This window comes from Azospirillum sp. (assembly GCF_035627195.1).
Lineage (GTDB): Bacteria > Pseudomonadota > Alphaproteobacteria > Azospirillales > Azospirillaceae > Azospirillum.
Genome location: NZ_DASPMG010000125.1, coordinates 1 through 22,513 on the forward strand (window position 1 = coordinate 1; position 22,513 = coordinate 22,513).

Annotated in this window: 36 protein-coding genes; 10 read left to right on the plus strand and 26 right to left on the minus strand. The window is 63.8% G+C overall.

Annotation, left to right across the window (positions count from 1 at the left end; all coding sequences use genetic code 11):
- Positions 1-625 precede the first annotated feature (625 nt).
- The 11 genes from nusG to VED21_RS11615 all read right to left on the minus strand — a co-directional run bounded on the left by nusG (position 626) and on the right by VED21_RS11615 (position 9,313).
- Complete coding sequence (nusG, locus tag VED21_RS11565; protein WP_324882507.1) at positions 626-1,216, minus strand: transcription termination/antitermination NusG family protein; 591 nt, start codon at positions 1,214-1,216, stop codon at positions 626-628.
- Between the two features lie 364 nt (positions 1,217-1,580).
- Complete coding sequence (locus VED21_RS11570) at positions 1,581-3,749, minus strand: phage/plasmid primase, P4 family (RefSeq protein ID WP_324882508.1); 2,169 nt, start codon at positions 3,747-3,749, stop codon at positions 1,581-1,583.
- Positions 3,746-4,195 carry a hypothetical protein gene (locus tag VED21_RS11575; protein WP_324882509.1) on the minus strand — a complete coding sequence of 150 codons (450 nt, stop codon included), beginning with the start codon at positions 4,193-4,195 and terminating at the stop codon, positions 3,746-3,748. The genes VED21_RS11570 and VED21_RS11575 overlap by 4 nt, the downstream gene beginning before the upstream one ends.
- Positions 4,192-5,361 (minus strand): DUF7146 domain-containing protein, encoded by a 1,170-nt coding sequence (locus tag VED21_RS11580; protein ID WP_324882510.1) that lies wholly within the window; start codon positions 5,359-5,361, stop codon positions 4,192-4,194. The genes VED21_RS11575 and VED21_RS11580 overlap by 4 nt, the downstream gene beginning before the upstream one ends.
- Positions 5,358-5,603, minus strand: a complete 246-nt coding sequence (locus VED21_RS11585) for a hypothetical protein (RefSeq protein WP_324882511.1) — start codon at positions 5,601-5,603, stop codon at positions 5,358-5,360. Before VED21_RS11585 ends, VED21_RS11580 begins: the two co-directional genes overlap by 4 nt.
- Positions 5,604-5,632: 29 nt before the next feature.
- A complete protein-coding gene (locus VED21_RS11590) occupies positions 5,633-5,872 on the minus strand; it encodes a hypothetical protein (protein ID WP_324882512.1) in 240 nt (79 codons plus the stop codon).
- 23 nt (positions 5,873-5,895) lie between these two features.
- On the minus strand, positions 5,896-6,165 hold the full coding sequence (locus VED21_RS11595) for a hypothetical protein (protein ID WP_324882513.1): 270 nt from the start codon (positions 6,163-6,165) through the stop codon (positions 5,896-5,898).
- Positions 6,166-6,191: 26 nt separating this feature from the next.
- Positions 6,192-8,111 carry a ParB/RepB/Spo0J family partition protein gene (locus tag VED21_RS11600; protein ID WP_324882514.1) on the minus strand — a complete coding sequence of 640 codons (1,920 nt, stop codon included), beginning with the start codon at positions 8,109-8,111 and terminating at the stop codon, positions 6,192-6,194.
- 4 nt (positions 8,112-8,115) lie between these two features.
- Complete coding sequence (locus VED21_RS11605) at positions 8,116-8,280, minus strand: hypothetical protein (RefSeq protein ID WP_324882515.1); 165 nt, start codon at positions 8,278-8,280, stop codon at positions 8,116-8,118.
- Positions 8,277-8,984 (minus strand): hypothetical protein, encoded by a 708-nt coding sequence (locus tag VED21_RS11610; RefSeq protein WP_324882516.1) that lies wholly within the window; start codon positions 8,982-8,984, stop codon positions 8,277-8,279. The genes VED21_RS11605 and VED21_RS11610 overlap by 4 nt, the downstream gene beginning before the upstream one ends.
- Entirely contained in the window at positions 8,981-9,313 is a 333-nt protein-coding gene (locus tag VED21_RS11615; protein ID WP_324882517.1) for a hypothetical protein, read from the minus strand. Before VED21_RS11615 ends, VED21_RS11610 begins: the two co-directional genes overlap by 4 nt.
- 59 nt (positions 9,314-9,372) lie before the next feature.
- Between VED21_RS11615 and VED21_RS11620 the strand changes: the two genes are divergently transcribed.
- Positions 9,373-9,603 (plus strand): hypothetical protein, encoded by a 231-nt coding sequence (locus tag VED21_RS11620; RefSeq protein ID WP_324882518.1) that lies wholly within the window; start codon positions 9,373-9,375, stop codon positions 9,601-9,603.
- Positions 9,604-9,812: 209 nt separating this feature from the next.
- On the opposite strand, the gene VED21_RS11625 is transcribed toward VED21_RS11620, so the two are convergent.
- The 15 genes from VED21_RS11625 to VED21_RS38965 form a co-directional block, all read right to left on the minus strand.
- Positions 9,813-10,256 carry a hypothetical protein gene (locus VED21_RS11625; RefSeq protein ID WP_324882519.1) on the minus strand — a complete coding sequence of 148 codons (444 nt, stop codon included), beginning with the start codon at positions 10,254-10,256 and terminating at the stop codon, positions 9,813-9,815.
- Entirely contained in the window at positions 10,256-10,489 is a 234-nt protein-coding gene (locus VED21_RS11630; protein ID WP_324882520.1) for a hypothetical protein, read from the minus strand. The genes VED21_RS11625 and VED21_RS11630 overlap by 1 nt, the downstream gene beginning before the upstream one ends.
- The gene (locus VED21_RS11635) at positions 10,486-10,866 is read right to left on the minus strand and encodes a hypothetical protein (protein WP_324882521.1); all 381 of its coding nucleotides are present in this window, start codon (positions 10,864-10,866) and stop codon (positions 10,486-10,488) included. The genes VED21_RS11630 and VED21_RS11635 overlap by 4 nt, the downstream gene beginning before the upstream one ends.
- Entirely contained in the window at positions 10,863-11,960 is a 1,098-nt protein-coding gene (locus VED21_RS11640) for an MT-A70 family methyltransferase (protein WP_324882522.1), read from the minus strand. Before VED21_RS11640 ends, VED21_RS11635 begins: the two co-directional genes overlap by 4 nt.
- Positions 11,961-11,965: 5 nt before the next feature.
- Positions 11,966-12,706: a hypothetical protein gene (locus VED21_RS11645; protein WP_324882523.1), complete on the minus strand. Its 741-nt coding sequence runs from the start codon at positions 12,704-12,706 to the stop codon at positions 11,966-11,968.
- Positions 12,696-13,520 carry a radical SAM protein gene (locus VED21_RS11650; protein ID WP_324882524.1) on the minus strand — a complete coding sequence of 275 codons (825 nt, stop codon included), beginning with the start codon at positions 13,518-13,520 and terminating at the stop codon, positions 12,696-12,698. The genes VED21_RS11645 and VED21_RS11650 overlap by 11 nt, the downstream gene beginning before the upstream one ends.
- Positions 13,520-13,690, minus strand: coding sequence for a hypothetical protein (locus VED21_RS11655; RefSeq protein WP_324882525.1), 171 nt, complete (start codon positions 13,688-13,690; stop codon positions 13,520-13,522). Before VED21_RS11655 ends, VED21_RS11650 begins: the two co-directional genes overlap by 1 nt.
- Positions 13,687-14,118: a hypothetical protein gene (locus tag VED21_RS11660; RefSeq protein WP_324882526.1), complete on the minus strand. Its 432-nt coding sequence runs from the start codon at positions 14,116-14,118 to the stop codon at positions 13,687-13,689. Before VED21_RS11660 ends, VED21_RS11655 begins: the two co-directional genes overlap by 4 nt.
- Positions 14,115-14,441 (minus strand): hypothetical protein, encoded by a 327-nt coding sequence (locus tag VED21_RS11665; protein WP_324882527.1) that lies wholly within the window; start codon positions 14,439-14,441, stop codon positions 14,115-14,117. Before VED21_RS11665 ends, VED21_RS11660 begins: the two co-directional genes overlap by 4 nt.
- Positions 14,438-14,791: a hypothetical protein gene (locus tag VED21_RS11670; protein ID WP_324882528.1), complete on the minus strand. Its 354-nt coding sequence runs from the start codon at positions 14,789-14,791 to the stop codon at positions 14,438-14,440. The genes VED21_RS11665 and VED21_RS11670 overlap by 4 nt, the downstream gene beginning before the upstream one ends.
- On the minus strand, positions 14,781-15,062 hold the full coding sequence (locus VED21_RS11675; protein WP_324882529.1) for a hypothetical protein: 282 nt from the start codon (positions 15,060-15,062) through the stop codon (positions 14,781-14,783). Before VED21_RS11675 ends, VED21_RS11670 begins: the two co-directional genes overlap by 11 nt.
- 30 nt (positions 15,063-15,092) lie before the next feature.
- Positions 15,093-15,266 (minus strand): hypothetical protein, encoded by a 174-nt coding sequence (locus tag VED21_RS11680; RefSeq protein ID WP_324882530.1) that lies wholly within the window; start codon positions 15,264-15,266, stop codon positions 15,093-15,095.
- A gap of 119 nt (positions 15,267-15,385) precedes the next feature.
- Positions 15,386-15,517 carry a hypothetical protein gene (locus VED21_RS11685; RefSeq protein WP_324882531.1) on the minus strand — a complete coding sequence of 44 codons (132 nt, stop codon included), beginning with the start codon at positions 15,515-15,517 and terminating at the stop codon, positions 15,386-15,388.
- A 1,077-nt stretch (positions 15,518-16,594) separates the two neighbouring features.
- Positions 16,595-16,843 carry a hypothetical protein gene (locus VED21_RS11690; protein ID WP_324882532.1) on the minus strand — a complete coding sequence of 83 codons (249 nt, stop codon included), beginning with the start codon at positions 16,841-16,843 and terminating at the stop codon, positions 16,595-16,597.
- 301 nt (positions 16,844-17,144) lie between these two features.
- Positions 17,145-17,423: a carph-isopro domain-containing protein gene (locus tag VED21_RS38965; protein WP_414638188.1), complete on the minus strand. Its 279-nt coding sequence runs from the start codon at positions 17,421-17,423 to the stop codon at positions 17,145-17,147.
- Between the two features lie 70 nt (positions 17,424-17,493).
- Here VED21_RS38965 and VED21_RS11700 point away from each other — a divergent pair, with 70 nt between their 5' ends.
- The 9 genes from VED21_RS11700 to VED21_RS11740 all read left to right on the plus strand — a co-directional run bounded on the left by VED21_RS11700 (position 17,494) and on the right by VED21_RS11740 (position 22,336).
- On the plus strand, positions 17,494-17,823 hold the full coding sequence (locus VED21_RS11700) for a helix-turn-helix transcriptional regulator (RefSeq protein WP_324882534.1): 330 nt from the start codon (positions 17,494-17,496) through the stop codon (positions 17,821-17,823).
- Positions 17,824-17,910: 87 nt separating this feature from the next.
- A complete protein-coding gene (locus VED21_RS11705; protein ID WP_324882535.1) occupies positions 17,911-18,333 on the plus strand; it encodes a hypothetical protein in 423 nt (140 codons plus the stop codon).
- Positions 18,324-18,662, plus strand: coding sequence for a hypothetical protein (locus VED21_RS11710; protein WP_324882536.1), 339 nt, complete (start codon positions 18,324-18,326; stop codon positions 18,660-18,662). The genes VED21_RS11705 and VED21_RS11710 overlap by 10 nt, the downstream gene beginning before the upstream one ends.
- Positions 18,659-18,904, plus strand: a complete 246-nt coding sequence (locus VED21_RS11715) for a hypothetical protein (RefSeq protein ID WP_324882537.1) — start codon at positions 18,659-18,661, stop codon at positions 18,902-18,904. The genes VED21_RS11710 and VED21_RS11715 overlap by 4 nt, the downstream gene beginning before the upstream one ends.
- On the plus strand, positions 18,901-19,479 hold the full coding sequence (locus tag VED21_RS11720) for a hypothetical protein (RefSeq protein WP_324882538.1): 579 nt from the start codon (positions 18,901-18,903) through the stop codon (positions 19,477-19,479). The genes VED21_RS11715 and VED21_RS11720 overlap by 4 nt, the downstream gene beginning before the upstream one ends.
- The gene (locus VED21_RS11725; protein ID WP_324882539.1) at positions 19,476-19,760 is read left to right on the plus strand and encodes a hypothetical protein; all 285 of its coding nucleotides are present in this window, start codon (positions 19,476-19,478) and stop codon (positions 19,758-19,760) included. The genes VED21_RS11720 and VED21_RS11725 overlap by 4 nt, the downstream gene beginning before the upstream one ends.
- Complete coding sequence (locus tag VED21_RS11730; protein ID WP_324882540.1) at positions 19,757-20,272, plus strand: GIY-YIG nuclease family protein; 516 nt, start codon at positions 19,757-19,759, stop codon at positions 20,270-20,272. Before VED21_RS11725 ends, VED21_RS11730 begins: the two co-directional genes overlap by 4 nt.
- Positions 20,273-20,513: 241 nt before the next feature.
- Positions 20,514-21,659 carry a tyrosine-type recombinase/integrase gene (locus VED21_RS11735; RefSeq protein ID WP_324882541.1) on the plus strand — a complete coding sequence of 382 codons (1,146 nt, stop codon included), beginning with the start codon at positions 20,514-20,516 and terminating at the stop codon, positions 21,657-21,659.
- Positions 21,656-22,336 carry a GIY-YIG nuclease family protein gene (locus tag VED21_RS11740; protein ID WP_324882542.1) on the plus strand — a complete coding sequence of 227 codons (681 nt, stop codon included), beginning with the start codon at positions 21,656-21,658 and terminating at the stop codon, positions 22,334-22,336. Before VED21_RS11735 ends, VED21_RS11740 begins: the two co-directional genes overlap by 4 nt.
- The last annotated feature ends 177 nt before the right edge of the window (positions 22,337-22,513 follow it).

The window sequence follows — 22,513 nt, forward strand, 5'->3', positions numbered from 1 at the left end:
GTCCGCGGCGCGATGACTTCAAATTTTTTGAACTACCCCCCCGGGGGGGCATGATCAGTGCCAGACACCACGCATGTGCAGTGACGCCTGCTCCTCGCGTTGCGTCACGCTGTCATGGCAAGGCTTGCATTGCGTCTCGAGATTGTCTTCACACCAGAACAGACGCTCATCGCCTCGGTGAGGCGTCTTGTGATTGCACACCAGCTGGCTGGTATCGCCTACTAGCCTGCCACACTCCTTGCGCTGGCAGGTGTAGCCATCACGCAGGAATATCTTGAGCCGCAAGGCCTGCCATCGGGCAGTCTTGTACCAGCGCTTCCATGGGTGCATCGGTGAAAGGGAGGCCGCACAGAACTTGGAGACCGTGCGGCCTCAGTCCAGGGAGGAAAGTTGACCATATCGGAGGGCATCCTGCATGGCCTACCCTATGCACACAAAAGCCCCGGGCGTTTCCGCCTCGGGGCTTCAGGTAGGATGCCAGCTGTCCGCTCCAGCTTCCGTTTCTCATAATCGCGCCTGTCGAACAGCGCGCTGGGTATCTGCTTTGGGCGTAGTTTTGGCTGGGGAAGAGACCGTTTTTTTTGGTCTCTTCGGTCCACCATCTCCGTTCCTGCATTCCCCAAATTCATGAGGACGGTACTAGCGAGAGGCCCAACGCCTTCCGAAGTGTCTGATTCCGTATCTTGGAGTCAAGCCTCATCAGCCGATCCTGGAATTCCGACGGGGGATGTGCAGCGACCACGCCTTCGTCGGCGACCTTTTGCTTACGATATCCACGCGATTTGCGCGGCCGCCAAATTGGACGTTGCCCATTCTCAACGGCACGCACAATGTCGATTACCTCATCAGCGATCACCACTGGCGTGCCCTCCGATGCGAGAAACTGCATCACGCCGGGCGTCGACCTGATCCTGGTGTAGTTTCGGTCGGTCAGCCACACGAAGACGAACAGATAGCCCGGAAACATCGGCCGGACGATATCAACCTTCCGACCACGCTTGATCTCGCTCCTCACTTCTTCCGGCAGGTAGATGCCGAACCGGCGGCTTGACAGTTCCTCGGCAACCGCGCGATCCGCATTCGCATAGGTTTCGATCACATGCCACGTCGGCTCCAGATTGCCCTTCATCTCGGCATTGCGGTAATCGAGCGTCACAAATGGCCGGGCCAGTTCCGCCATCACGTCCGCCGAAAACGCCTTCGGTAAGTCGTTCATCCCTCCGCATCGCTTTCCCCTCTCGCTTGGTGACAGATCGAACCCGGAATGGAAGGCCGGGCTTTTGGGCTCAAAAAGATATTCCGATTGAGAATATTTTTTCCGGGAGGAAGGCTGGGAGGTTCATGGGAACATCCAGCTTTCAACCTCAATCCAAGAAAACACTGTGCCGCAGGGCTTTCTTAGATTCTTTGGGAGGATGGGAGGATTGGGAGCTTATTTCCGTCTGTAATATACGCTCGCCCGCGCGCACGCGCATGTGACATAAGAAACAAGCTCCCGAACTCCCCTCAAGCTCCCATCGTCAAGCAATTCAACACGTTAAGCGCCGTCAATTCCTCCCGATTATGGGAGGATGGGAGGATCAGATTTCCATATCGACACCTTCACTCGCCTCCTTTGGCCCGTCGTTGCGCACGCGGATGGGCTTGCCTTCATGGTCGACGAAGTCGTTCACGCTCTTGACGAGTTTCATGTCGAGCCACCAGACGACGTCGCTCTGCTTGCGCTTGTAGCCGCGCTCATCCATCGCGAGCGAGAAGCCGCGGTTCTTCCAGGCGTTCTCGCCGGCGGACGCACACCATGCCTCGTAGACCTGGTGCAGCACGCTCGACTGCACACGATCGCCGATCGAGTCGACGATGCATTGCGACAGGAAGCGGCCAAGAGGATCGGAGGCGGAGCGGTATTCCGCCGTGGCCTGCAGCACGTCCTCAGGCTCGTGCAGGCCCTTGTCGATCCAGACCCGCAGGCCATCCAGCAGCCAGTTCAGAATGCCCGACGCCTCGGCCCGCAGCTTTTCGTGCAGGTGGATGTCGCGCTCTTCCTTGGGGATGGTGATGCCGAACGGTACCAGCCGCACGCGCCGCCAGATGCCTTCGTCCGTTCCCGATATCGTCGGCCGGTAGTTGCCGCTCATGGTGAGCTTGAACTGTGGGTAGAACTTGAAGAAATCGCGGTTGAGGTGACGCGCCTGGATCGGCTCGCCGCCGGTGACGAGCTTCACCATGGCTTCCGCAAGCTTTGCGCCCTTCTCAGGCTCGGAGGTGCGCAGGAAGCGCACGCCGGGCAGGATGGCGAGATCCGGCGTCGCCTGGCCGCCGCCGCGCGCCTTGCCGTGGTCGAGGAAGGTCTCGATCGGGACGGTCTCGCCGTAGTCGCCGGCGACGAAGCTGACGGCATCGATCAGCACGGACTTGCCGTTGCCGCCCTTGCCGTAGAAGAACGCCAGCAGCTGCTCGGTGACGTCGCCGGTCAGCGACAGACCGAGCCATTGCTGGATGAAGGAGCGCATCTCGTCACGCGGCTGCACCTTGGCGAGGAAGGCGTCGAACGCCGGCCGCTGCGCCTCGGGATCGAATTCGACGGGCGCCAGCTTGGTGATCAGGTCGGATGGATCATGCGGCTTGAACTCGACGTAGTCGCCCTCGGACCTGCGGCGGACGACCAGCGTGCCGTTGCGCACGTTGATCATCATCTTGTCGGCATCGAGCTTGTCGATCGCGACCGCAAAGTATGGCGCGCCGCGCTTTGACAGGGCGCCGAGCTTGTTCAGCGCTTCGGACGCGCGGCCCCAGCTGGCGATCTTGTCCGAATACATCGTCTTGTTGCCGTCACGGTCGACCTTGAACACGTAGTCGCGCGCGCCCCACGGCGCATCGTCGGCTTCCTTGTCGCCGCTTTCGGCGACCGCGTCAGCCTCATCCTGGATGGCCCGCACGGTGTCGTGCTCGGCGATCTTGACCAGGTCGTCGGCGCCGTCGCGGCTCCAGCGGCGGCCGTCCCATGCGAGCCAACCGATCGCAGGGCACCACAACAGCTTGTCGCGGTAGCGTTCGCGAAAGCGTTCGGCATTGCCGAGGTCGGTCAGCGGAAAGAACGCCAGCCGCATGTTGCGCGCGCCGTCGTCCTCGCGCCGGCCCGGCGGCCGCCCCCCGCCCCCCACGCCAGTGTCGCCATCGGCGCAATCTCCCGTTTGGGAGGTTGCGAACCCGCTTCGCCCCTCAGGGGGCGCGGGGGCGACAGACGACGACGAAGCGGAAGGATCGGGAGGAATGTCGGATTCCCGCGCCGCCGCGGGTGCGGCCGGGAGGTCGGGAGGGTCGGAAACCTCAGCAGAGGAAGATAGGCGGACAGCCGCGCTATTCCCGGCTTCGCCGGGGCGCGGCAGACTCAGCATGGGATGGCCGAAATCGCGCGGGGCCTTCTTGCCGGCCTTCAGCGCGGCCGCGATGGTCGCCTTCACCGCCTTGGCGCCGATCTCCTTGAGGAGGCCGACAGCGGCGGCTGCGTCTTCCAATAGGGCCTTTGCAAAGGGCTCGCTGAGTGCGCCGGCGCCGATGATGCTGCCGGCGGCTTGGGCGGCCTCCTGCAGGGCGCCGGCGCGGGCCTCGCCTTCGGCACCGCGCAGTCGCTGGATCTCCTGGTCGAGCGCGGAGAGGCCTGCGCGGCGCAGCTCGTCGGGGGACAAGGCTTGCGGCTCGGCGAAGGCGGGCGCGGCGTCGATCAGCTCGAGGACGGCGGTGCCGGTCATTTGCGGTCCGCCACGATGTCGTGCGCGCCGCGAAGCACATCGCTCGGTGTCCGAAACTGACGCGTTGGTGTGGGTCCATCTTCGGACCAGTCGCAGAAGTAATCGCGAACGATACACTCCAGCGCTTCCCACGATGTCTGCTCGTCCCACTCCGGCTCGTAATAGCCGCTGACCGCGCCGACCATGATCGTGCCCTTGAGGGGATGACTCGGCGGTGTCATATAAATCCAGCCGCCTTTTCCGTCGCGGGCGGGACGCTTCAACATGTCATCGTTGAACAGATCCGGATGCGACGAACGGCCGCGCTCCCAATGCTTACGGGCTCGAATGATCATGCCCGTGTAGCTGTCCTGCCGCTCCGCCCGGAATTGCTTCCGCTTGTCGTCCAACAACGGCAGCAACGGTGCCGCGCGCTTCGACAGCTTTTTGAGAATTCGCAAATTCACGCCGCACCCCGCAGCACGTCGTTGAAATCGACCCCCGACGGCGCGAACGCAATCCGGATCACGCGGCCGTCTTTGGCGTAGCGCCGAGCTGCCCGGACCATGGCGTATTCGGTCAGCACCTTCTCGCTGTCGCCGTCGCCGAGCAGGATCAACTCGGTGACAGGCTCCGGAATCGACAAGCCGCTGTCGTCAGGATCGGGCACGGGCCCGGGCACGCGCATCGGATGGCCGTTCGGCCGCTTCAAGATCGGGTGGCGAACGGCTTCCGTGGCGCGGCCGGCCATGTTGCCGAGGTCGCCGGCGGCCCAGAACGCGGTGTCGCCGATCGGCCGCATCGCGGCCTGGTGCGCGGTCCAGACGGCCAGCACGGTCTCGATGCCCTCGCCGATGATCAGGCGCGACGGATCGGAGGGCGCGGCGATCGCGATGTGCGCGGAGGTCTTCGAGCCGCGCATCTTTTTCGCGTTGAGGATCTCGCCGCTGTCGGGATCGATGATCTCGGCCTTGCCGGGAGGATCCTCCGCCGACAGCCAGGTCAGGTGCAGCCCACCGAACTTGCCATCCGGGCGGATGAAGGCCGCGCACATCGCAGGTCCCGTGTGGACCATGCGGGGCGAGGTTCGGCCCCGCGAGTCGATCACCTCGCCGTGCCAGTACGGCATCGAGGGCATATAGCGCAGGCCGGGACACGTCTCCGGCAGCTTGAGGCCGCGGCCCTCGAGGTAGCGCGCCGCCGGCGTGCCGTGGATCGGCATCGCGCCCTGCCAGGTCTTGAACAGCCGCTTGCGCTCGGCCTCGCGATAGGAGGCGGCGGTCTTTTCCCGATCGAGGCGTTTCTGCTCGCGGGCTTCGAACAGCGCTTTCGCCGCGGCCTTGTCGATATCGGTGCGGCCGCCGAGCCGCTCGATCGCAGCACGGAAGTCGCAGCCCTCGGCCTTCATGACCAGTTCGATAACATCACCCCCGCCAGGGCAAACTGCGCATACCCAACTTTCACTATCCTTGATGATCTCGAAGCGTTGCGAGGTCGCGCGGCCGCCGCAGATCGGACACGGCCCGACCAGGCGGGAGCCGGCGCGGCGCAGTTTTACGTAGCCGCCGGCGATCGCCTCCAGCGGGTTGCGGGCCTTGATGTCGTCGAGATCGTCGGGAGAGAGGCGGTTCATTCGTCGTCCGCCTCCTCGATCGACGCGGCATCCGTGGCCGGCACCGGCAGCTGCGACAGCTTACCGAGCCGCTCCAGGATCACGGCGTCGCTCTGGATCAGGTCGATCAGCCGGACGATGCCGGCGAAGTCATCGCGCAAGCTGACCTGGTCGGGCATCGGCTCTTTCAGCATGCCGAGCTTGACCCGGCCGTCCTGGCTGATCTCGATGCGCTCGGCCTCCGACAAGGCGGCGAGCTGCATGCGAGTGAGCGTGGTTTTGCCGGGAGGGATCATTTTGACTTTCGATCTCCGCGGCGCTTTGGCGGGAACGGCTGCATGAACTGCTTCAGCTTGCCGGCCTCATAGGCGTCGGCGAGTGCGCGCAACCCCGCCGGCGTGATGCCGTGCCACGCGTCTGGCCTGTTTCGAAGGCGGGGTTTGAGCAGCCCGCGCTTCACCAGGGATTTCGAGACGGCATCGCCGACGACCAGGAGCATCGAGGGCGAAGCCAACCCCAGCAAGCGCTCCAACTGCAGCTTTCCGAGGGGTCGCATCAGCATCCTCCGTTCGGCCGCAGGTCCGCGGCATTGAGCCAGTCGTTGATCTTGACGCACGCCAGGCGGCGGGCTTCGGCAAGGTCGCGCGCCGGCCGCCAGGCTGCAGATGTCGAGGCTTCGGGCAGGGTCAGCCGGAAGCAGGCCTGGTGCCGGCCGCCATCGGTCGGCATGATCTCGCCGACCTGGACGCGGCCGAGCATCACCGCTTCACGGCCGAGCGTGAGGGGCTGAAACGCCACCACGCCGTCGTGCGATTCCCCGCCCATGGATGGATTCCCCTGTGATGCAGGCCTCAGCGCTTCTTCTTCGCCGAGGTCTTTTTGGCTGCCTTCTTCGCTGACGCCGCGCGCTTGGCAGGCGCCGCCTTGGCGGGCTTCTTCGCCTTCCCTGACAGCGCCACTACCTTGCCCTTGGCGACCGGAGGGCCGTCATAGCCCTTGGCGCGCAGCTGCAGCGGCAGCCAGCCGGTTAAGGCCACGTTCTCGACTGCGAACGCGACGATGTCTGGCTTGCCGTTCTTGCCCTGCTGGCGGGCGATGTCGGGGCCCATCGCCTCCTCGATCGCCTTGAGGCACAGCGCCTTGCTGACGCCGCCGAAATAGTCCTTGGCATCGAAGGCGCCGCGGGCGGCGGCGTTGAAGGCCTTGGCGTCGATCGCGTTGACGATCGCCATGGCGCCGTCGTGCGGATCGTTATGGTCGGTCGACGTATGCTGGAAATCCAGCGCGTTGGCCGCCAGCTGCGTCAGCAGCGTGATCCGCTCGGCCGGCTTCAGCTTCTGCGCCAGCGGCAGCGCGCGCTTCATGTCTTCGGCGCCGAGCACGCTCCGCTCGTCACGGCTGCCGAGGCCTGAGATCGAGGCCTTGACGCCGCAGTTTGAATAGCAGCCGACGCCGGCGATCAGCACGGACAGCGCGAGCTGCTCGTCCTGGATTAGCGCGGTTGCGGCGGCCTTAGTCAGCTGCACGGACAAACGATGCAGCAGCGCCTGCGAGATATCGGCTTCATCGGCCTCGGCCGGCGTTACTGCTGCGGCTTTCTTTCCCGGCTTGGCCGGCTCGTCTGCCGGAGTCTGTGACGGCAGCCTGGCTTCATCCGGCTTTTTCACGCCATAGAGGATGACGATGCGGCCGTTCTCGACGTCGACGATGCAGCCGAGCTGCTTTCTTTTCTTGGACTCCAAGCTGCGCGCGCGGACGGCGGAGGTGATTTCCGCCATCTCCGCTTCGAGCTTTTGCTGCAGTTCTTCCTGCTCGTTGTAGGAGAGATCGGAATCCTCTTCCAGCGACTGCAGCTTTGCGTCCAGGGCGTCATAACGCGCCTTTTCGTCGCCCTGATAGTCGAGATGTTTCGGCTGCGACTGCGACCAGTAGCGCGCGCCGTGCGGCAGGTCCTCGTTGATCTCGGCCCAGGCCCAACCATCGGCCTGCAGTTCCTCGCATTTCGAGATCAGGAGCTGGCGCGCCATCTGCTTCAGCAGGACTTCGTTGCTGATGATATGGGAGGTGCCGAACAGGTCTTCCGTGACGTCGCCGCCGGCGTTGCGGTAGGCCTCGATGCCGACGACATCGAGCAGCTGGGTCACGCTGGCGTCGACTGCGCCGGCGCCGAGTTCCTTCTTGACGAAGGTTTCATAGAGCCGGCCCTCCGCGTGCAGCTTGTCGAAGGTCTTGTCCTGGGTGTCATGCCCCAGCGCCAGCGTGAAGGCGCGGGCGACCTCCGCCCTGATCTCCCCGGCCCGCCAGGCATCACGGATCTTCGGGCTGAGCCGGCCGAGCGCCAGCGCCTGGCGCACTTCCTTCTCCGTCATGCCGTACTGGCGAGCGATCTCTTCATGGGTCTTGCCGCGCTCCTCGAGCCGGGCAAAGGCCTCGTACTGGTCGACCGGGTGGAGCTGCTTGGCGGTGATCGCGGTCGTCAGCGAGAATTCGAACGCGCGGGTCTCGTCGACGTCGTGCAGGGTGCAGTTGATCGGCTGGTCGGAGTCCGCGGTGTAGATCATGTGAAACGCCGCCAGCCGCCGGTTGCCGTTGGCGACCGAATAGAAGCCGCCGCCGGCGTCTTTCACGATCAGGTTTTCGATCTGGCCCTGCGCGTGCAGGTTGGCGGCGAGTTCGGCAATGCCGTCCTGCCGGCCGGCGACGCGGGCGTTGATGCCGGCGCCGTCGTCCTGGCCGAACTTCAGGCGGTTCAGTGGAATCTGCATGTCCATCGGACTAGCCTCCCTGGCTGGTTGATTGTTCACGGATGAGTTGAGCGGTCTCGCGGTAGCGCTTGCGCAGCATTTCGCGGGTGCCGTCCGGACCGGTGGAGCCGATCGGGATCAGCGCCTCGAGGATGGCGATCTGGTTGAGCAGAATCTGGCGCTCGATGGCGGTCATCCGATGAGCCTCGGATTTTCGATGATGACAGGCTGCGGCTGAACGAGGCCGATCGGCGCATCGGTACCTTGGGCAAAGGCGTCACGAGCTCGCAACGCGCGGCAGACGGCTCTCACCACTTCGCGCCCCTGAAGCATGTCTACAAGCTCGGAAACGAGGGTGAGGTGGTTCGGCCGCTTCGGGACCGCGACTTGATGGCGCCCCGCGATATTGATCAACTCAGAGACGTGCAGCATGTCGAGCATTTGCGCCAGCCATGGCTTGTTTGCCCGGTAGTAGTCGCCGGCTGTCACGGTGACGGAAGAGGCCGCAGCATCGACCGTCCAAACCTCGATGCCAGCGACGCGCCGGATGATCTGCTGCGTCTCAGTAAATTGTTGCTGATAGCCAATCCCGCCGGATGCATGCTCGGTCTTGATGGTTGGCAATTGTTCGTTCCAGCGCGGCGCGAGAGCTGCGATCATGCGCGAGCTGATCGGCTTAAACGCCCGCAGCTGCGCTTCCAGCCGATCCATCACGTCCCGGCTCGATTTGATCTCGACCGAAACGATCTCGTCCTCGGTCACTGCCGCAAGATCGATCCGGTTGCTCGAATACCGCAGCGGCAACTCGTGGATAATTCTTGCTGCAGGATAGCGCTTACGCAATTCCGGCACGATCAGAGCGCGCATTGCTAGTTCTTCATCGGAACGGTTGTGCGTCATCGATCGTCCTCGATCAGAAACGCCGCCGCCCGCCCCAAGGGCGAGGCCGGCGAGCCGTCCGGGTTGCGCTTCATGGCGTGGGCGATGTCGGAGGGCGGGCAGCCGTATTGCAAAAGCATCGACATCAGGATGGCGCCGTCGCTGGCCAGCGTGTCGGCTTGCGTGTTGACCTTCTGGGCGTTGAGGAACACCTCGACGATCGGGCCGACTTTCGCGCGCTCGACGCAGACCAGTTCACGGCCGAGGCCGATCTTGTAGCGCTGGCCCTCGTGCTCGATGGCGATGGTTTCATGGGTGCGGCGGCTGGCGAGGCGGTGGCGGGAGGTCATAACCAGCCCTCGACAAGCGGCAGCGAAACCCTCATATCTGCAGAGACAGGAACAGACCGATGACGAAGGCCACCAAACCGAGAAGGCAGCTTGCCGAATTTATCGTTGAACGTGTCAATCTTGCAGCGCCCGAGAAGCTCGAAGGCATTGACATCGTTCCCGGCGCTCATCCGCTTGCCAACTGGAGCCCAGGCGTTTACTGGCCACCGGCAGTCGCGGGGGGTGCAACTGAACGCATCCTCCAGAACGTGGTGCTCGACCTGCAACGGGAATTTGATATCTCGGACTGAGGTCACGCTGCTTCCCCCGTAAATTCCAACTCGTCGCCCCAGGAAACCCATCCGGCCCTTGTCCGCCTTGCCTGCAGCGCGAGGTAATCGCCTTGCGTCAGCCACTCGATGCGCTCCAGCACGGCCCAAACCGATCTTTGTAGCGCTGGCCCTCATGCTCGATGGCGATGGTTCGTGGGTGCGGCGGCTGGCGAGGCGGTGGCGGGAGGTCATAGCGGCTCCCACTTGATCACGACGCCCTCGAAGGTAGTGGCGCCATGCGTGTCGAACCAGAAGGCCTTCATGTCGTCAAAATCGTTGAAGCCGTCGTCGCGCGCAAACTGATCCATATCCGCGATCGGCCGCAGCGGGCCCACGCGCCGAAACTCCCTTGGCGCATGTTCGAACAGGTCAAACAGACAATAGGACGGCCATTCCGACCACTTCAGCAGCACGCCGCCGAATCCGACGCATCGGCCCTCGCCGAGCAACTCGCAGTTTCTGGTTCGCATGCCGGTATAGAGCTGGACGATCTCTCCCGGACTCGCATGCCGCCGCTTGCCCATCGCACGGATGGTCTGTCGTTTGGGCCAACGATCGAACGACAGCGAAACGCTGCTCAAGCCGACGCGGATCGGTTCGGCAAAACGTCGCTGGAAGCTGTAGGCGACCATCAGGCTTGCCCCCGCTGGTCGATCGCCCGCCGGCCGATCGGCGGATCGCCCATCACCACGGCCGTCAGGTCGGCATGCTGCAGCGGGGCATCGCGCATGGGGTCATAGAGCGCGTCCGTCCGGCTGACGCGGATGTCGACCTGGTGCATCCACGGCGTTTCCGACTTGTATTCCGCGCGCTTGTGGGCGCGCTGGTAGGCGATATCCTGTTCGGTTCTGCGGCGGCGGCTCATGCCTCACCTTTCCGTTCAGCGATGCCCGGACGCATGCGATTGTCGACGCCGGCGAGCTGCAGATGCCAATTCGACAACGCCGCGGCGGTGCTGATCGTATGGTGTTTGGCCTTCTCGACGTCGCCGTTGATCGCGGACGTCGCGGCCTTCTGCGCGAGATATCCGATCAGCCAGAACCAATCGAGCGGAGCCTTGCCGGCATCGTGGGCGGCGCCCCAGCGTTCGCGCTGATGTGCGGCCTCCAGCGGGACGCCCCTCATGAAGGCTTCCGTCTCCGGTTTGTTGATCTGCGCCTCCAGCTCGGCAATACGCTCGCGCAGTGCAGTGACCTCTGCTTCCGAGATCTTCGCTAGACGAAACTCCGCGGCCCTGTTCATGCTGCCTCTCCCGTGAATTCAAGTTCATCTCCCCAGGACGTCCAGCCCGGCCTTGTCCGCCTTGCCTGCAGCTCGAGGTAATCGCCTTGCGTCAGCCGCTCGATGCGATCGAGCCAGGCGTCGGGCTTGCGCGAGTGCTCCATGACGGGGGCGACGATCAGCTGGCGGACGTCGGCATAGAGCCGCTTCGGATGGCCCTTGGTGGCGAGCCAGCATTGTTCCGGGTTGGCGCGGGTCCAGTAGCCCTGCCCCATGTGCCAGGTGGAGTTGTCCCAGATGTCGAGGCCGGTATCGTCGCCGTTGGTCTTGATCCAGGTAAAGGCCGTGGTGACGTGGCGCAGCCCGTAATGCGCGAGCAGATCGAGCGCGTCCTGCGGGCACCAGTCGACCATCCACATGTAGAAGGCGCCGTCGTCGGCCAGGAGTTCGCCGACGGGGAGGTTCTTGATCTTGTCAACCTCCTCGGTCTTGTAGTGGACATTGGCGCTGCGGCCTTCGCCGGCGGCCGAGCGCGTCAGGAATTTCCATTGCGGGTCGGAACCGATCGAGCCGAACTTGCGGCCCTCGCGCGCCATCCGGCCTAGATCCTCGACACTGCCGCCGTTGATGGTGCGCGCGGCATGCGCGGCGCGGCGGGTGTCGACCTCGGCGGTCTTGGCGTGCGCCTTCACCGGGTCGATCAGGATGGCGTGGCCGCTTCGCACCTTGTCGCGGGCGCCGGCGACGATGGTTTCGAATTCCGCTTCGTCGAGCGCTGCGGCGCGCCTGGAGGCGGCCGACAGTTTGTAGTCGACGCCGATGTCCGGCAGCGTCGCCGGGCGCGGAGCATCGTCCGCCGGGGCAGCCTTGGCCTTGCCGCGCTGGCCGCGGGCGCGTAGTTCGCCGGATTGCTCGGCGGCGGCGAGCTGAGCCCCCAGGTGCCGCTCGGCACGCAGTTGCAGTTCGGTTGCTTCCGCCAGCAGCTCGCGGTCCTGCACCTTTCGCGCGTAGAGCTTGAGATGGTCGATCAGGTCGCGCACCTCCAGCGTATCCTTGACCGTGCGGGCCTCGGCGATCGCGGCGCGGGCGCGGTCGTATGCGGCGAGCAGATTCATGGTGCTCAGATGTCTTTCAGCTGGTAGCCGACGCCCTTGACGGCGCGCAGGTCGAGGCCGATCGGGGCGAGGCCGCCCTTCAGGTCGGCGGCGATCAGGCGCAGCTGCTCGGCAGCATCGCGCGGCGGCTTGCCGTCCCACAGCGCGCCGACCAGGAAGGATTCCGCAACCGGCGCCGGCCGCGGCTTTGCGAGCAGCCGGACGAACTTCGCCTGGCGTGTGGTGACTTCCGTCGCCTTGCCGTTGAAGGTGATGCTTTCGGAATCGAGCGTCAGATCGATCGTGATGCCGTTGACCGTCTCGCCGACCGGGGCGCTCTGTCTTCGGGCAACCTTGGCCGGCTCGGTTGGCTTGTCCGGGTTCTTCGCCGGAGGCGGCAACAGCTTCGGGCCGTCATCCGGTGGAATGTCGATCTCGATGCCAGCTTCGACGATGCGCGCGTCAACCGGCCGCTGCTTGTGCGGCGTCACGCCGATCGCCGGCACCATGCCGAGCCGGAAGAAGAACGCGCCGGTCTTTTTCAGCTCGCGGGCACAGGCGACCCCTGCCTTGTCCTTGACGATCCGCAGCTTGCCGACGTCTTCATCGGTGCCGAGCTGCGCGCTGAAGGTGTCCTTGACGTTGAAGCGGGCTTGCGCGACCAGGTCCTTGCGCAGCGCCACGACTGTCTTGCCGTTCTGCGTGATGGTGATGCCGGCGGACTTCCTAGGCTGGTTGACCGCGATTTCAATCCGTTCAAACGCCATGAAGGTTCCCCGTGGTTGGAAATGCGGATGCGTGGAATTGATCGACGCGCAGCGGGTTGTGGTAACCGGCCGGCAGATACGGCTGCAGATCGAGCTTGATGTAGTGGCGCTTTCCCAGCGCCTGCAGCTTGTCGATCACGCGCAGCGTGTAGCCGCGCCAGTCCGTAGTTCGGGTGATCTCTTTGAGGTAGTTCGCGCGGCCGACCTTGTAGAGGTCGACGAATTCATGGGTGGCGTCGACGATCGACAGGCTGGCCTCGATGTCGAGCGTCGGCTCGAGGCTCACCCAGGTGAAGATGCCGCGATCGTGGAACGCCTTCAGCGCAGCGAGACGGTCAGCGGGCAGCGCGGCGTTGCGCTCCCACTTGCGCGAGAAATCATCGTCGAGCGTCGTCAGCGTCGACGCGAAGGCGTCGCGATCGGGCCGGAAACGATGGATATCGCGCAGCGCGCGCGTGCCGCCCTTGGTCAGGGTGCAGAAGCCGAGCCCGTATCCCTTCAGGACTTCCAGAACGACGCTGGTCAGCGACGTATCGCCAGGGTGGAACGGGTCCGTGGTGAATGAAAGCATGACCTGCTCGGTGATGCCCGCGGCCTCGTACTTCTCGGCATCGCGCACCAGGTGACGGCGGAAGTCTTTGCGCTCGACGGCGCCGGCGTCGAAGTCCGGCCGGCCTTGCTTGGTCACCAGCGGCACGTAGCAGTAGGCGCAGCCGTGGCCACAGCCGCGATAGGGATTGGTCGCCAGCGGCGCATACTCGCCGGCCTGCCCCTTGGGCGCATAGATGTAGGTGCAGCCAGCCACGGACGCCATCAGTTCGCCCTCGCCAGCTTCAGCGCGTGCTCGCGCTTGCGCTCGATCAGCAGCGGGCAGTTGTCGCAGGACGCGTGCGGGCCGGTCCATTCGTCGACCGAAAGCTTGCCGCAGCAGTGGTCGGCTTCTGCCAATGACATCTGGCGCGCGTGGGTGTCGGTGAGGCTCATGTCGCGAGCGCCCTTTCAACTTCACCCATCGAGACGCAGATGTCGGTTGCGAGCAGAGCCATCAGCTCCGGCTCTTCGCCGTCGCGCGTCAGGATGATGCAGCGCTTGCCCTGGCCGCAGAACCATCCGGCTTCGAGATGTGCGGACCGGCCGCACGGCAAGGCGAGCAGGCAGGTGTCCGCCCACTGCATGCCACGAAGATCGCTGAGAAAGCCGGCAGCGGCGATCGGAGAGGTAGTCAGCAGCTGGCGATAGCGCTCCGCCGACCACGCCTGCCATTCCGGATCGATCTGCGACCAGGCGAAGCCCGGAACGCCGTTGAACGGGTTTCGGAAATCATAGACCTCGTGGCCGAGCGCTCTAAGGCGCTCGACGATTGCGGGTTGGTGCGGGTTGCGCCATGACGACGCCACGTAAATACGCTTCATGATCCCCTCGCCTGCTTCTCGTCGTTCAGCGCGCGCCAGGCATCCGCCCGCAGCATCGGCAGCAGGCAGCCGGCCACCATCAGCCAGGGCGCGCCGGGATCGCGCTCGCCGTCGCGGTAGGCTTCGAGCGCGATCACCATCGCAAGGGCTGCATTGGTGCAGCGGACGCCCTCGGCGGGCCTGGCGTCGGCGGCGCGGACTTCCTGGGCGACCGTAATGAAGCGGTCGTCGACGATGTTGCCGGCGAGCGAAAGCCCGTGGCGGGTGACGACGTTGCCTGAGATCGTGATCAGCTCGGTGAGCGTCTTCGATAGCTCCCTCATGGCGCATAGCCTCCGGATTGCTTCAGCTCGTTCGCCTCGGAGCGCACCAGCTCGACCAGCGCGCCCATCACGTGCATCCAGCGGTCCTGGCGGGCGCTGCCGGCGTCTGATTGTGCCGCTCCCATCAGGGCGACCACCAGCAGCCGCGCCGGATCGAGGATTGCGCGGGCCGCGGGATCATCGGGGGCGGCGACCAGTTCGCAGGTCACCGCGCGCGCATTGGCGAGCGCCTGGGCTGCGTCATGGCGGCCGTCGAGCAGCGCTGTGGCATGCGCCACGACCTTGGCGCCGAGGAAGTTGGCATGCTCGGCGGGCGTGAAATTGGAATAGAGGGTGGTTCTACCGAGCACGGCGTTCACTCCCTGATAAGGTGCGGGCAGCGGCGGCCCCTTGAGAGGACTTTCCATTGCCGCCGCTGCCCTGGTCCGCGCGGCTGGCAGGCCTTGCGGAATCGGGGAAGGAATGGTCGCGCAGTGATCCCGAAGGCAGCGGCATCACCTCGCCGAACGGATGCGCAAATGGATCGGAGGCCTCAGCCTCGGTGGGCCAGGCCATCACGATGATGGTGATGCCGAGCGAGATCGCGGCGAAGCCGGCCATTGCGAGGTCAATCAGGTCCATGGTGGAATTCCCCGTCGGTTCAGTGGCCGATCAAGCCGGAAACTTTTCCCAGCGCGCGAGCTGGGCGGATTGGCGCAGATAACCGTCGAGCGCTTCGGTCAGCGGCTTGGCTTCCGGGGCGTTGTGCGGCATCACGCGCAGCGCCTGGTGCACGAGCAGTTCGGCGGCGAGGATGCGCAGTTCGGAAACGATGTTCATCAGCATGACGTGCGTCCCGGTGTGAGAGACAAGACGGCTCACGCTCGGAAATAACCGGGCGGGCCAGAGGTTTTCGATTTCAGGGGTACGCAGTGATGCTACTGGAACTAGGAGCGAGAGATCAGCTATCGGAGCCGGCGACCCTCGCGAATTTCAGGTGACGATGGCGCCGTCCGGTAAGCACAGAGCGTCCGGACGGCCAGGATCAGCGCATTGATGATTAACCAGGCGACGATGATCTTGGCGAAGAGGATCATGCGGCCCTCCGAATTAGGTGAGCGTCTCTCCGCCCTGTCGCGTCCATTATCTCAGACGTTGCAGGCTGAACCGCGACAGCCTCGCCTACTCGCAACCCCGTTCCGGCGGTCGATCGTCTTACGGGGCCCGTGACCCCAGCCGTTCCGGCTTTGCCTCTGGTTGCTTTCGCCAGGGATTCATCTGAAGTTGCAGGCGAGCCGCCATCGGCTCCTTTTCGGAAACCGCGATCGCGGACGCCGCCGGCGTCACAATCGCCGGTGACAGGCGGGGATAAGGCCCCGCTGCGATCCGAAAGGAGGTGATGACACCATGCGGAAGCATGGCGGTGCACCGAAGCATGTTCACGTCCGACGGTATGCCCAATGGCGACGGGGAAAGCGCACGAGAGTGGGAGACCACCCGCGCGGCGCCAATCCGAAGCCGGCAAGCAGACCGAGCCCAGGGCAACTTGAACTGTTCGATGACGAATGACGGGACTCGCAATCCCATCACCCCGATGGCGGCTCACCATCCGGTCAATTGATGCGCAGGAAATGAAAACGAGACGTGCACTGAGTGCCGCGAGGGATCGGTCATCGGCACCGAGGTGCTTACGGCCTTTCCGCTGGGGGCCGGGCAGGCCGTACCAGACGCCTCTCTGGGTATTCAGATTTTCCTGATGGCAACCCCAAACCGTACCTCTCCGGTCGCGGCTTGACGCATTGTGCGTCGGCGATGGCAATTCGCACACCGAACCTCGCATTTGGCCATCTCGGCGCGAACTCGACCCAGCGTCTTCCTGCCACGCCGCGCCTCCGCCATTGTGAACAACTTGAGCTTTGGGTTTCTGTGGTCGAATTCGAGAACAATCGGGTCGGCCTCGCCACAGTCCACGCAGGGATGCGTGCTCAAGTGATCGAGCAGAAGGCTCTTTACTGCGCCAACAAGGAGTCGGTTCTTCGCCATACTCCGCGCCGACTCTCTCGCAATGTTTCTGTGATAGTAAGCGCGCTGGCGCGCACGTTTTTTGATCGGGTCTTCGTACCCCATGCCAACATCCTAAACTAGACGAGCCTTGCCAGGTGCCACTCGGGCATTCAGTCGCCAAGGATCGCGCCATGGAGCGCGTACATGGCCTTGGCATTCGGCTTGCGCTTGCCGTCGATGAGAAAACTCGCGTGGCGCTTCGTGCATTTCGCACGCTGCGCGAGGCCGGCAACCGGATCATCGGGCCAGAGCGCCCAGACGACGAGACCGAACCTAGAAAGATTTTCGCGACGCGGATGAACAGTTGTTCCGATGTTCCGGCTTGGCCGCTGCCGCCGCTGATTCGAAATTGTTCCCATGAATGAACTTCCCCACGCCACAACACTGTCGATCGAACTGGAAACGAAGCTGCGCAATACTGCGGCGTATCTCGGCGCGCATCACGCATCGGTTGAATTGCGTTGCATTGACTCGCATAGCGAGTCCCAATTCGAAACAGAGGCGCAACGCCGCAGCCGAAAGGTGCAGATCGAATTAGGTTCACAAACCCGAAATGGTTGTCATACACTGTCCCCTCAACCGGCGTCCGGCGGCGGGCGGTCGCCCCTCTGTTGGGGGTATAAGAACAATGGGAATAGTGGTTTGCTTTCCGAGGCCGCGTCATGTCCGGGCCTCATCGAAACTGTTTGCCTGTCGACGCGCCGCGACCTCAGCCAAGATTTCAAGAGTGATTTCATTTTTGCCGGCTTCACCTGCCAGCTTGACGACGGCCGCCCAATGCTTTCCCGGGATGCCGCCGGGCCGTGATCGCCAGCCGCTGACCGTGGATGCAGACTCTCCGAGCCCCTCGGCAACACCCTTGGTGCCGCCGATGGCGTCAATGACCGAGCCCCATGTCCAATCCGAATCACTTGTCATGCACCAAGAAATAGTTCGCATTTCGCGAACCTGTCAAGACTACGCAACTTGCGAAACGACATTTCGCGAGTCGCGTGTTCGAATATCCACCATGGATAGTGATGTGGATGTTGGCCGCCGGTTGATCGCATTTCGCGAGTCCCGGGGCATGAACCAGGTCCAATTGGCCGGCGAGCTCAATATCGCAAAAAACACGCTCAATGGATACGAAACCGGCGAGCGCCCATTACCAGCTGAAAAAGCGAAGAGAATCCGCGAGCGGTTCGGCATCTCGCTGGACTGGCTGCTTTATGGAGATATCGGCCAGCCAGGCTATGAGATCGCGGTAAAACTAGGCCCCAAGCCAAGTATCAAGGCCGACACCAAGGCGGCCCCGGCCCAGAAGACGCCAGCAAAGCGCAAAAAATCTGCGAACCGGTAATTCGCATATTGCGAACTTTCTGTTGACAGGTTCGCAAAGCGCGAACTAAGATGTTTCCCGTGAGATCAATCACGGGGAATCATCGTCATGCGTACCTCTGCCCGTTCAACCTCCTCCATCGTCGCTTTTCCGGCCCGCTCGCGATCCTTCGCCCGCCGGCCGCTGTCGTCGTTTGCCGGCCACGTCACCTGCCTGATGCTGTTCCGGCACGGCGAAAGCGCGACCGAGATTGAGGTTTCCGATGATGGTGACCCGGTCGGCGCCGTCTGGCTGCCGAAGGCACTGATCTCGATCGACCGCACCGACCGCGGCCGCTTCCTGGTGGTGACGCTGCCGCAGAAGATCGCCCATCAGCACCGCCTTTACACCCCGATCATCGATCGCGCGCGCTTTACGGCGGCCGAGCGCGCCGACCTCGAGGACGCCATCATCACCGCCGCGCGGGCCCGCAAGCGGCTGAGCGGACGGGAAGACGCGCTGCCGTTTCCGGGGAGGAACGCATGGGCCTAATGCTCGCAACTGCTGTGACCGACGAGATGCGCGCAAAATGGGAAGCCGCGAGCCGGGCCCGCGAAGCGCGGCTGGAATACGGGCGCACCGTCGGCGATCTGCGGCGCCTGCTCAAGGGCGCGAGACAGGTGCAGATCGCGCTGCGCACCGGCAGCGCCGACAGTGCGAATGACGTCGTCTTCCCGGTCGTCTCGGCCGCCGCAGTTCGCATCATGTTCAAATACTACAAGGATGACGAGTTTGCCCCGTGCGAATTCGATCCCGAAGAGAAGAGCCTTTCGATCGGCACCCTTCGCGCCATTCACAAGGCGCAGGAGACCGCGTCATGATGCCCGCCGAATTCCGATGGCTGAAAGGACCGATCGTGGTGAAGCCAGCGACCTATCGCCAGCAGCTGACCGAAAGCATGGCTCGCAGCCTGGAGCAATCCGGCTGCGCCGGCGACGAGCGCGACGCGATCCGCTGGCTGATGCACGAAGGCTACGCATCGGCGGACATCCTGATGCTGCTGGATGACGTCCGCGCGCTGGCGATGCAGGAGCTGGTCGGCCGCGAGATGTCGCGGCGATGATCTCCGATCGAACTCATTCTTCCACCGCAGTAGTACAGCGTATCAGCGCGGTGGCCCCGCCCGGCTCGCTTCTCAAGCGCGGACAAGTCCAGCCCCGGACGCGCCTCGAAGTGACCGGGCGGGATCTCGATCCCGACTACCTGCGGATGGTCAGGGAATGCCCATGCCTGATGTGCGGACTGGACCCTTGTGGCGAAGCGGCCCACGTCAGATTTGCCAGCGCCGCCTACGGCAAGGCCTCCGGGCTACAGAAGAAGCCTGAGGACCGATGGGCGTTGCCCTGTTGCGGGCAGGACCATCGCGTCGCCAGGCACGCGCAGCACAACCGAAACGAACAGGAATTCTGGGCATCGCTCGGCATTATTGCCCTGCAGACATGCGTCCGCCTCTATGCGGTCCGCGGCGACCTGGTCGCGATGCGCGCCGTGGTCATGGTGGCGATTTCAGAACGCACCGCTCCGCCGTCCTCCGTGGCCGTTCCAAACACGGCGGCATCACCGGCTTCACCGCCGCGGCGGGCGCACCCCCCGCGCCCGTCGATCAAGCCGGAGGACGGCGGAGGCTCCTCACAATGAGCGGCAAGCCGAAGAGAAGCGGCCGCATTGGCGAGCGCGGCAGGCCCGGCAATCTGCGAAGGCAGGCCGCCCGCGGCGTCGCCACGCCGACCGGCGAGGTCCAGGTGGTCTGTGCTTTCGATCCGGAGACTTTTGCCGAGATCCGCGAGATGGCCGTTCGGACCCGGACCAGCTTTCGCGCCCAGGTGCGGCTGCTGGTCGAGTTCGGCCTTGAGGACATCAAGCTGGCCGAGGCGGAGCCGGCCGAGCTGCTGATCAACTGCCAGAAGGTTGAGCGATGATTCAGTCGAAGATTACATCGAACGTGATACCATTCGATGCGCGCCGGTTTTGGCTGCAGCGATATCCCGTGATCGAGGAAACATTCTTCAACCGCGACCAGGCGGCGGCATACTGCCGCCTCACAGTTCCGGCCTTCTCGGCAATGGTTCGCGGAAAGCTGTTGCCCGCTCGTTTGAAAGACGGCTGGTGGAAGGATCATCTGGATGAGGCAGCGGCCAAAATCGATCCACTGCTTTTCGACCGTAACGTTTACGGCTCGGAGGTGTACTTCATTGAGTGCGAGTGTTTTTGCAAGATCGGTTTTTCAGCCTTTCCGCCTTCAAGAATGGCCGACCTGCAGGCCGCGACACCGTTTCAACTCCGATTGCTTCACACGATCCGCGGCGACGAACGGATAGAGCAGCAGCTTCATGACCGTTTTGCCGCCCTGCGGGTCCGTGGAGAATGGTTCAACAAAGCGCCAGTGCTTCTTGCCTACATTGATTGGCTGAAGGCGAACGGTACCAAATGACCAACCTTTCCGCATCAGGCATCGAGGACGTCCCCCCCCACGTCCTAGCCGCCTTCGAGGGACACCCGCATCTGACGATGCCGCATCTCGCTAAGGTCCTGGAAATGGACAGGAAGACGCTGGACCGGCACCGGGAGGCCGATAATCTGCCCGTGCATATCAAGGGAACCGGGCTTGAGCGCCGGCACTATGTCTGTACGTTGGCCGACGTTGCCGAGTTCTACCGCCGCACGGGGCCAGCATGTCAGTATTCCGCGTCAAGGGATCGCCCTACTTCCAGTTCGATTTCCAGCTCCAAGGTCATCGCTTTTACGGGTCCACGCGGTGCACGAATGAACGTGAGGCCCGCGAAGACGAGAAGGCCCGCCGGGCAGAGGCCGCCGTCCTCGTAAAGCAGGCGCTCGCCGCCGGCCGCAAGCCGATGACGTTCGGCGCCGCCTGCGATCGCTGGTGGGACCAGGTTGGCAGCCACGGCAGCGATCCCGACCTCAAGCGCGCGCTGGACTGGCTGAAGGATCAGATCGGCCATCAGGTGGCCCTGCACACCGTCAACGACGACATGGTTTCCCGGGCCGTGGAAGCCCGCAGGAAGTGCGTCATGCGCGCCGGCCGCGATGCAAAGGGCACGCAGCTCTACCGCCCCCTCTCCGCGCGCACGGTCAACAAGACCGTACCCAGCCTGCTCCGCCGCGTTATGAACCGGGCGCGCAAGGCCTGGTCGGTCGCGATCCTGGTCGAGCCGAACTGGAAAGAGCACTTCCTCGCCGAGCGGAAGCGGCCGGTGCGCGAGATCACGGCCGCGGAAGATGCCGCGCTCGACGGGATCGAAAGCCTTGAGTATGCCGGGCTGCGCGAGTTCGCCGAGATCATGGGCCTGCGGCGGAAGGAACTGCTGCTCACCTGGCCGCAGGTCGATTTCGACAAGGCCACCATCAGCATCATCGGCAAGGGCGGCGTGCCGGCGATCCTGCCGCTCACGAAGCGGGCCTATCACATCCTCTGGGGCCTGCGCGGGCACGACAAGATGCACGTCTTCACCTTCGTGGCCCAGCGCACCAGGCGCTGCCCGAAGACCAAGCGCGACTTCGTCAAGGGCCAACGCTACCCGATGACCTATTTCGGCATCGGCACCAACCGGCGCAGGAAGTGGTCCAAGGCGGGCGTGGATGCGCGGCTGCACGACACCCGCCACACGACAGGCCAGCGCGCGCTGCGCACCACGGGCAACCTGCGGCTCGTACAGCAGCTGCTCAGGCACACCGAGATCCGGACCACCGCGAAGTTCTACACCGACACTACTATGGCGGACCTGCGGGCTGGGATGGAGGCCGTCGAACAATCAAAGCCTGCAAAGCCCGATCAACCAAAAAAGGTGACTGGCGAATGAGCGTTTTCAAGGTCCGGAACTCGCCCTACTATCAGTATGACTTCCGTCGAGAAGGCCACCGCTATTCTGGATCGACCAAGTGCCTCAAACTGGCCGATGCGGAAGCCTTTGAAATCGCGCAGATCGGGTTGGTCGAGCGCCGCAATGAGTCACTGAAGCTGGCTGCGATCCTTCCGCGGCATGTCATACGCGAGCCCCTTGGCGACGGATGGCGATATTACTTCATCGTGCCGAGCAAGGCCCGCAAGGCCGGTTGTCCGGTTCGCAATGAGAGCCTTGGCACTGTCTTAGATACCGCCATAGCGCGGGCCGAGGATCACCTGCTGCCCGAGTTCGACGCATGGCATGCGAAGCACAAAACCACGATGGGGGTGAATGGTGTCACCGAGCGGTCAGACCCTCCGCTCGTTGGGGTCTATCTGCTGTTGCTCAAAGGCAAGGTCGTCTACATCGGATCTAGCAAGAACATGCCCAGGCGCGTTAGGCAGCATCGGAACGGCAGCCGACCGTTCGACAACGCCTACTATATTGCAGCCTCGGAAAGCGAGATGAGGAGCCTGGAGGCCTCTCTGATCAAGGCGATGCTGCCGACGCAGAACACGAGCGGGATTGCGCGACGGCAAAAAGCCCCATGCCCAGCCCCAGAGTACCCCGACGCACCATCTTCAAGCCTTTGATGCACTGAGTAAAAATCGCATCGTGACCCACGTCTTTCGATTCCGAGGGTCGGGAGTTCGAATCTCTCCGAGCGCGCCACGTCTACCCGCCTACGTTCATTGAAAACATTGAGAAAAGGCGCGGGAACAAGGCCGCTCAGCACCGGTCCGGAAGGCGAACGCAAGGGGATCAAAGGT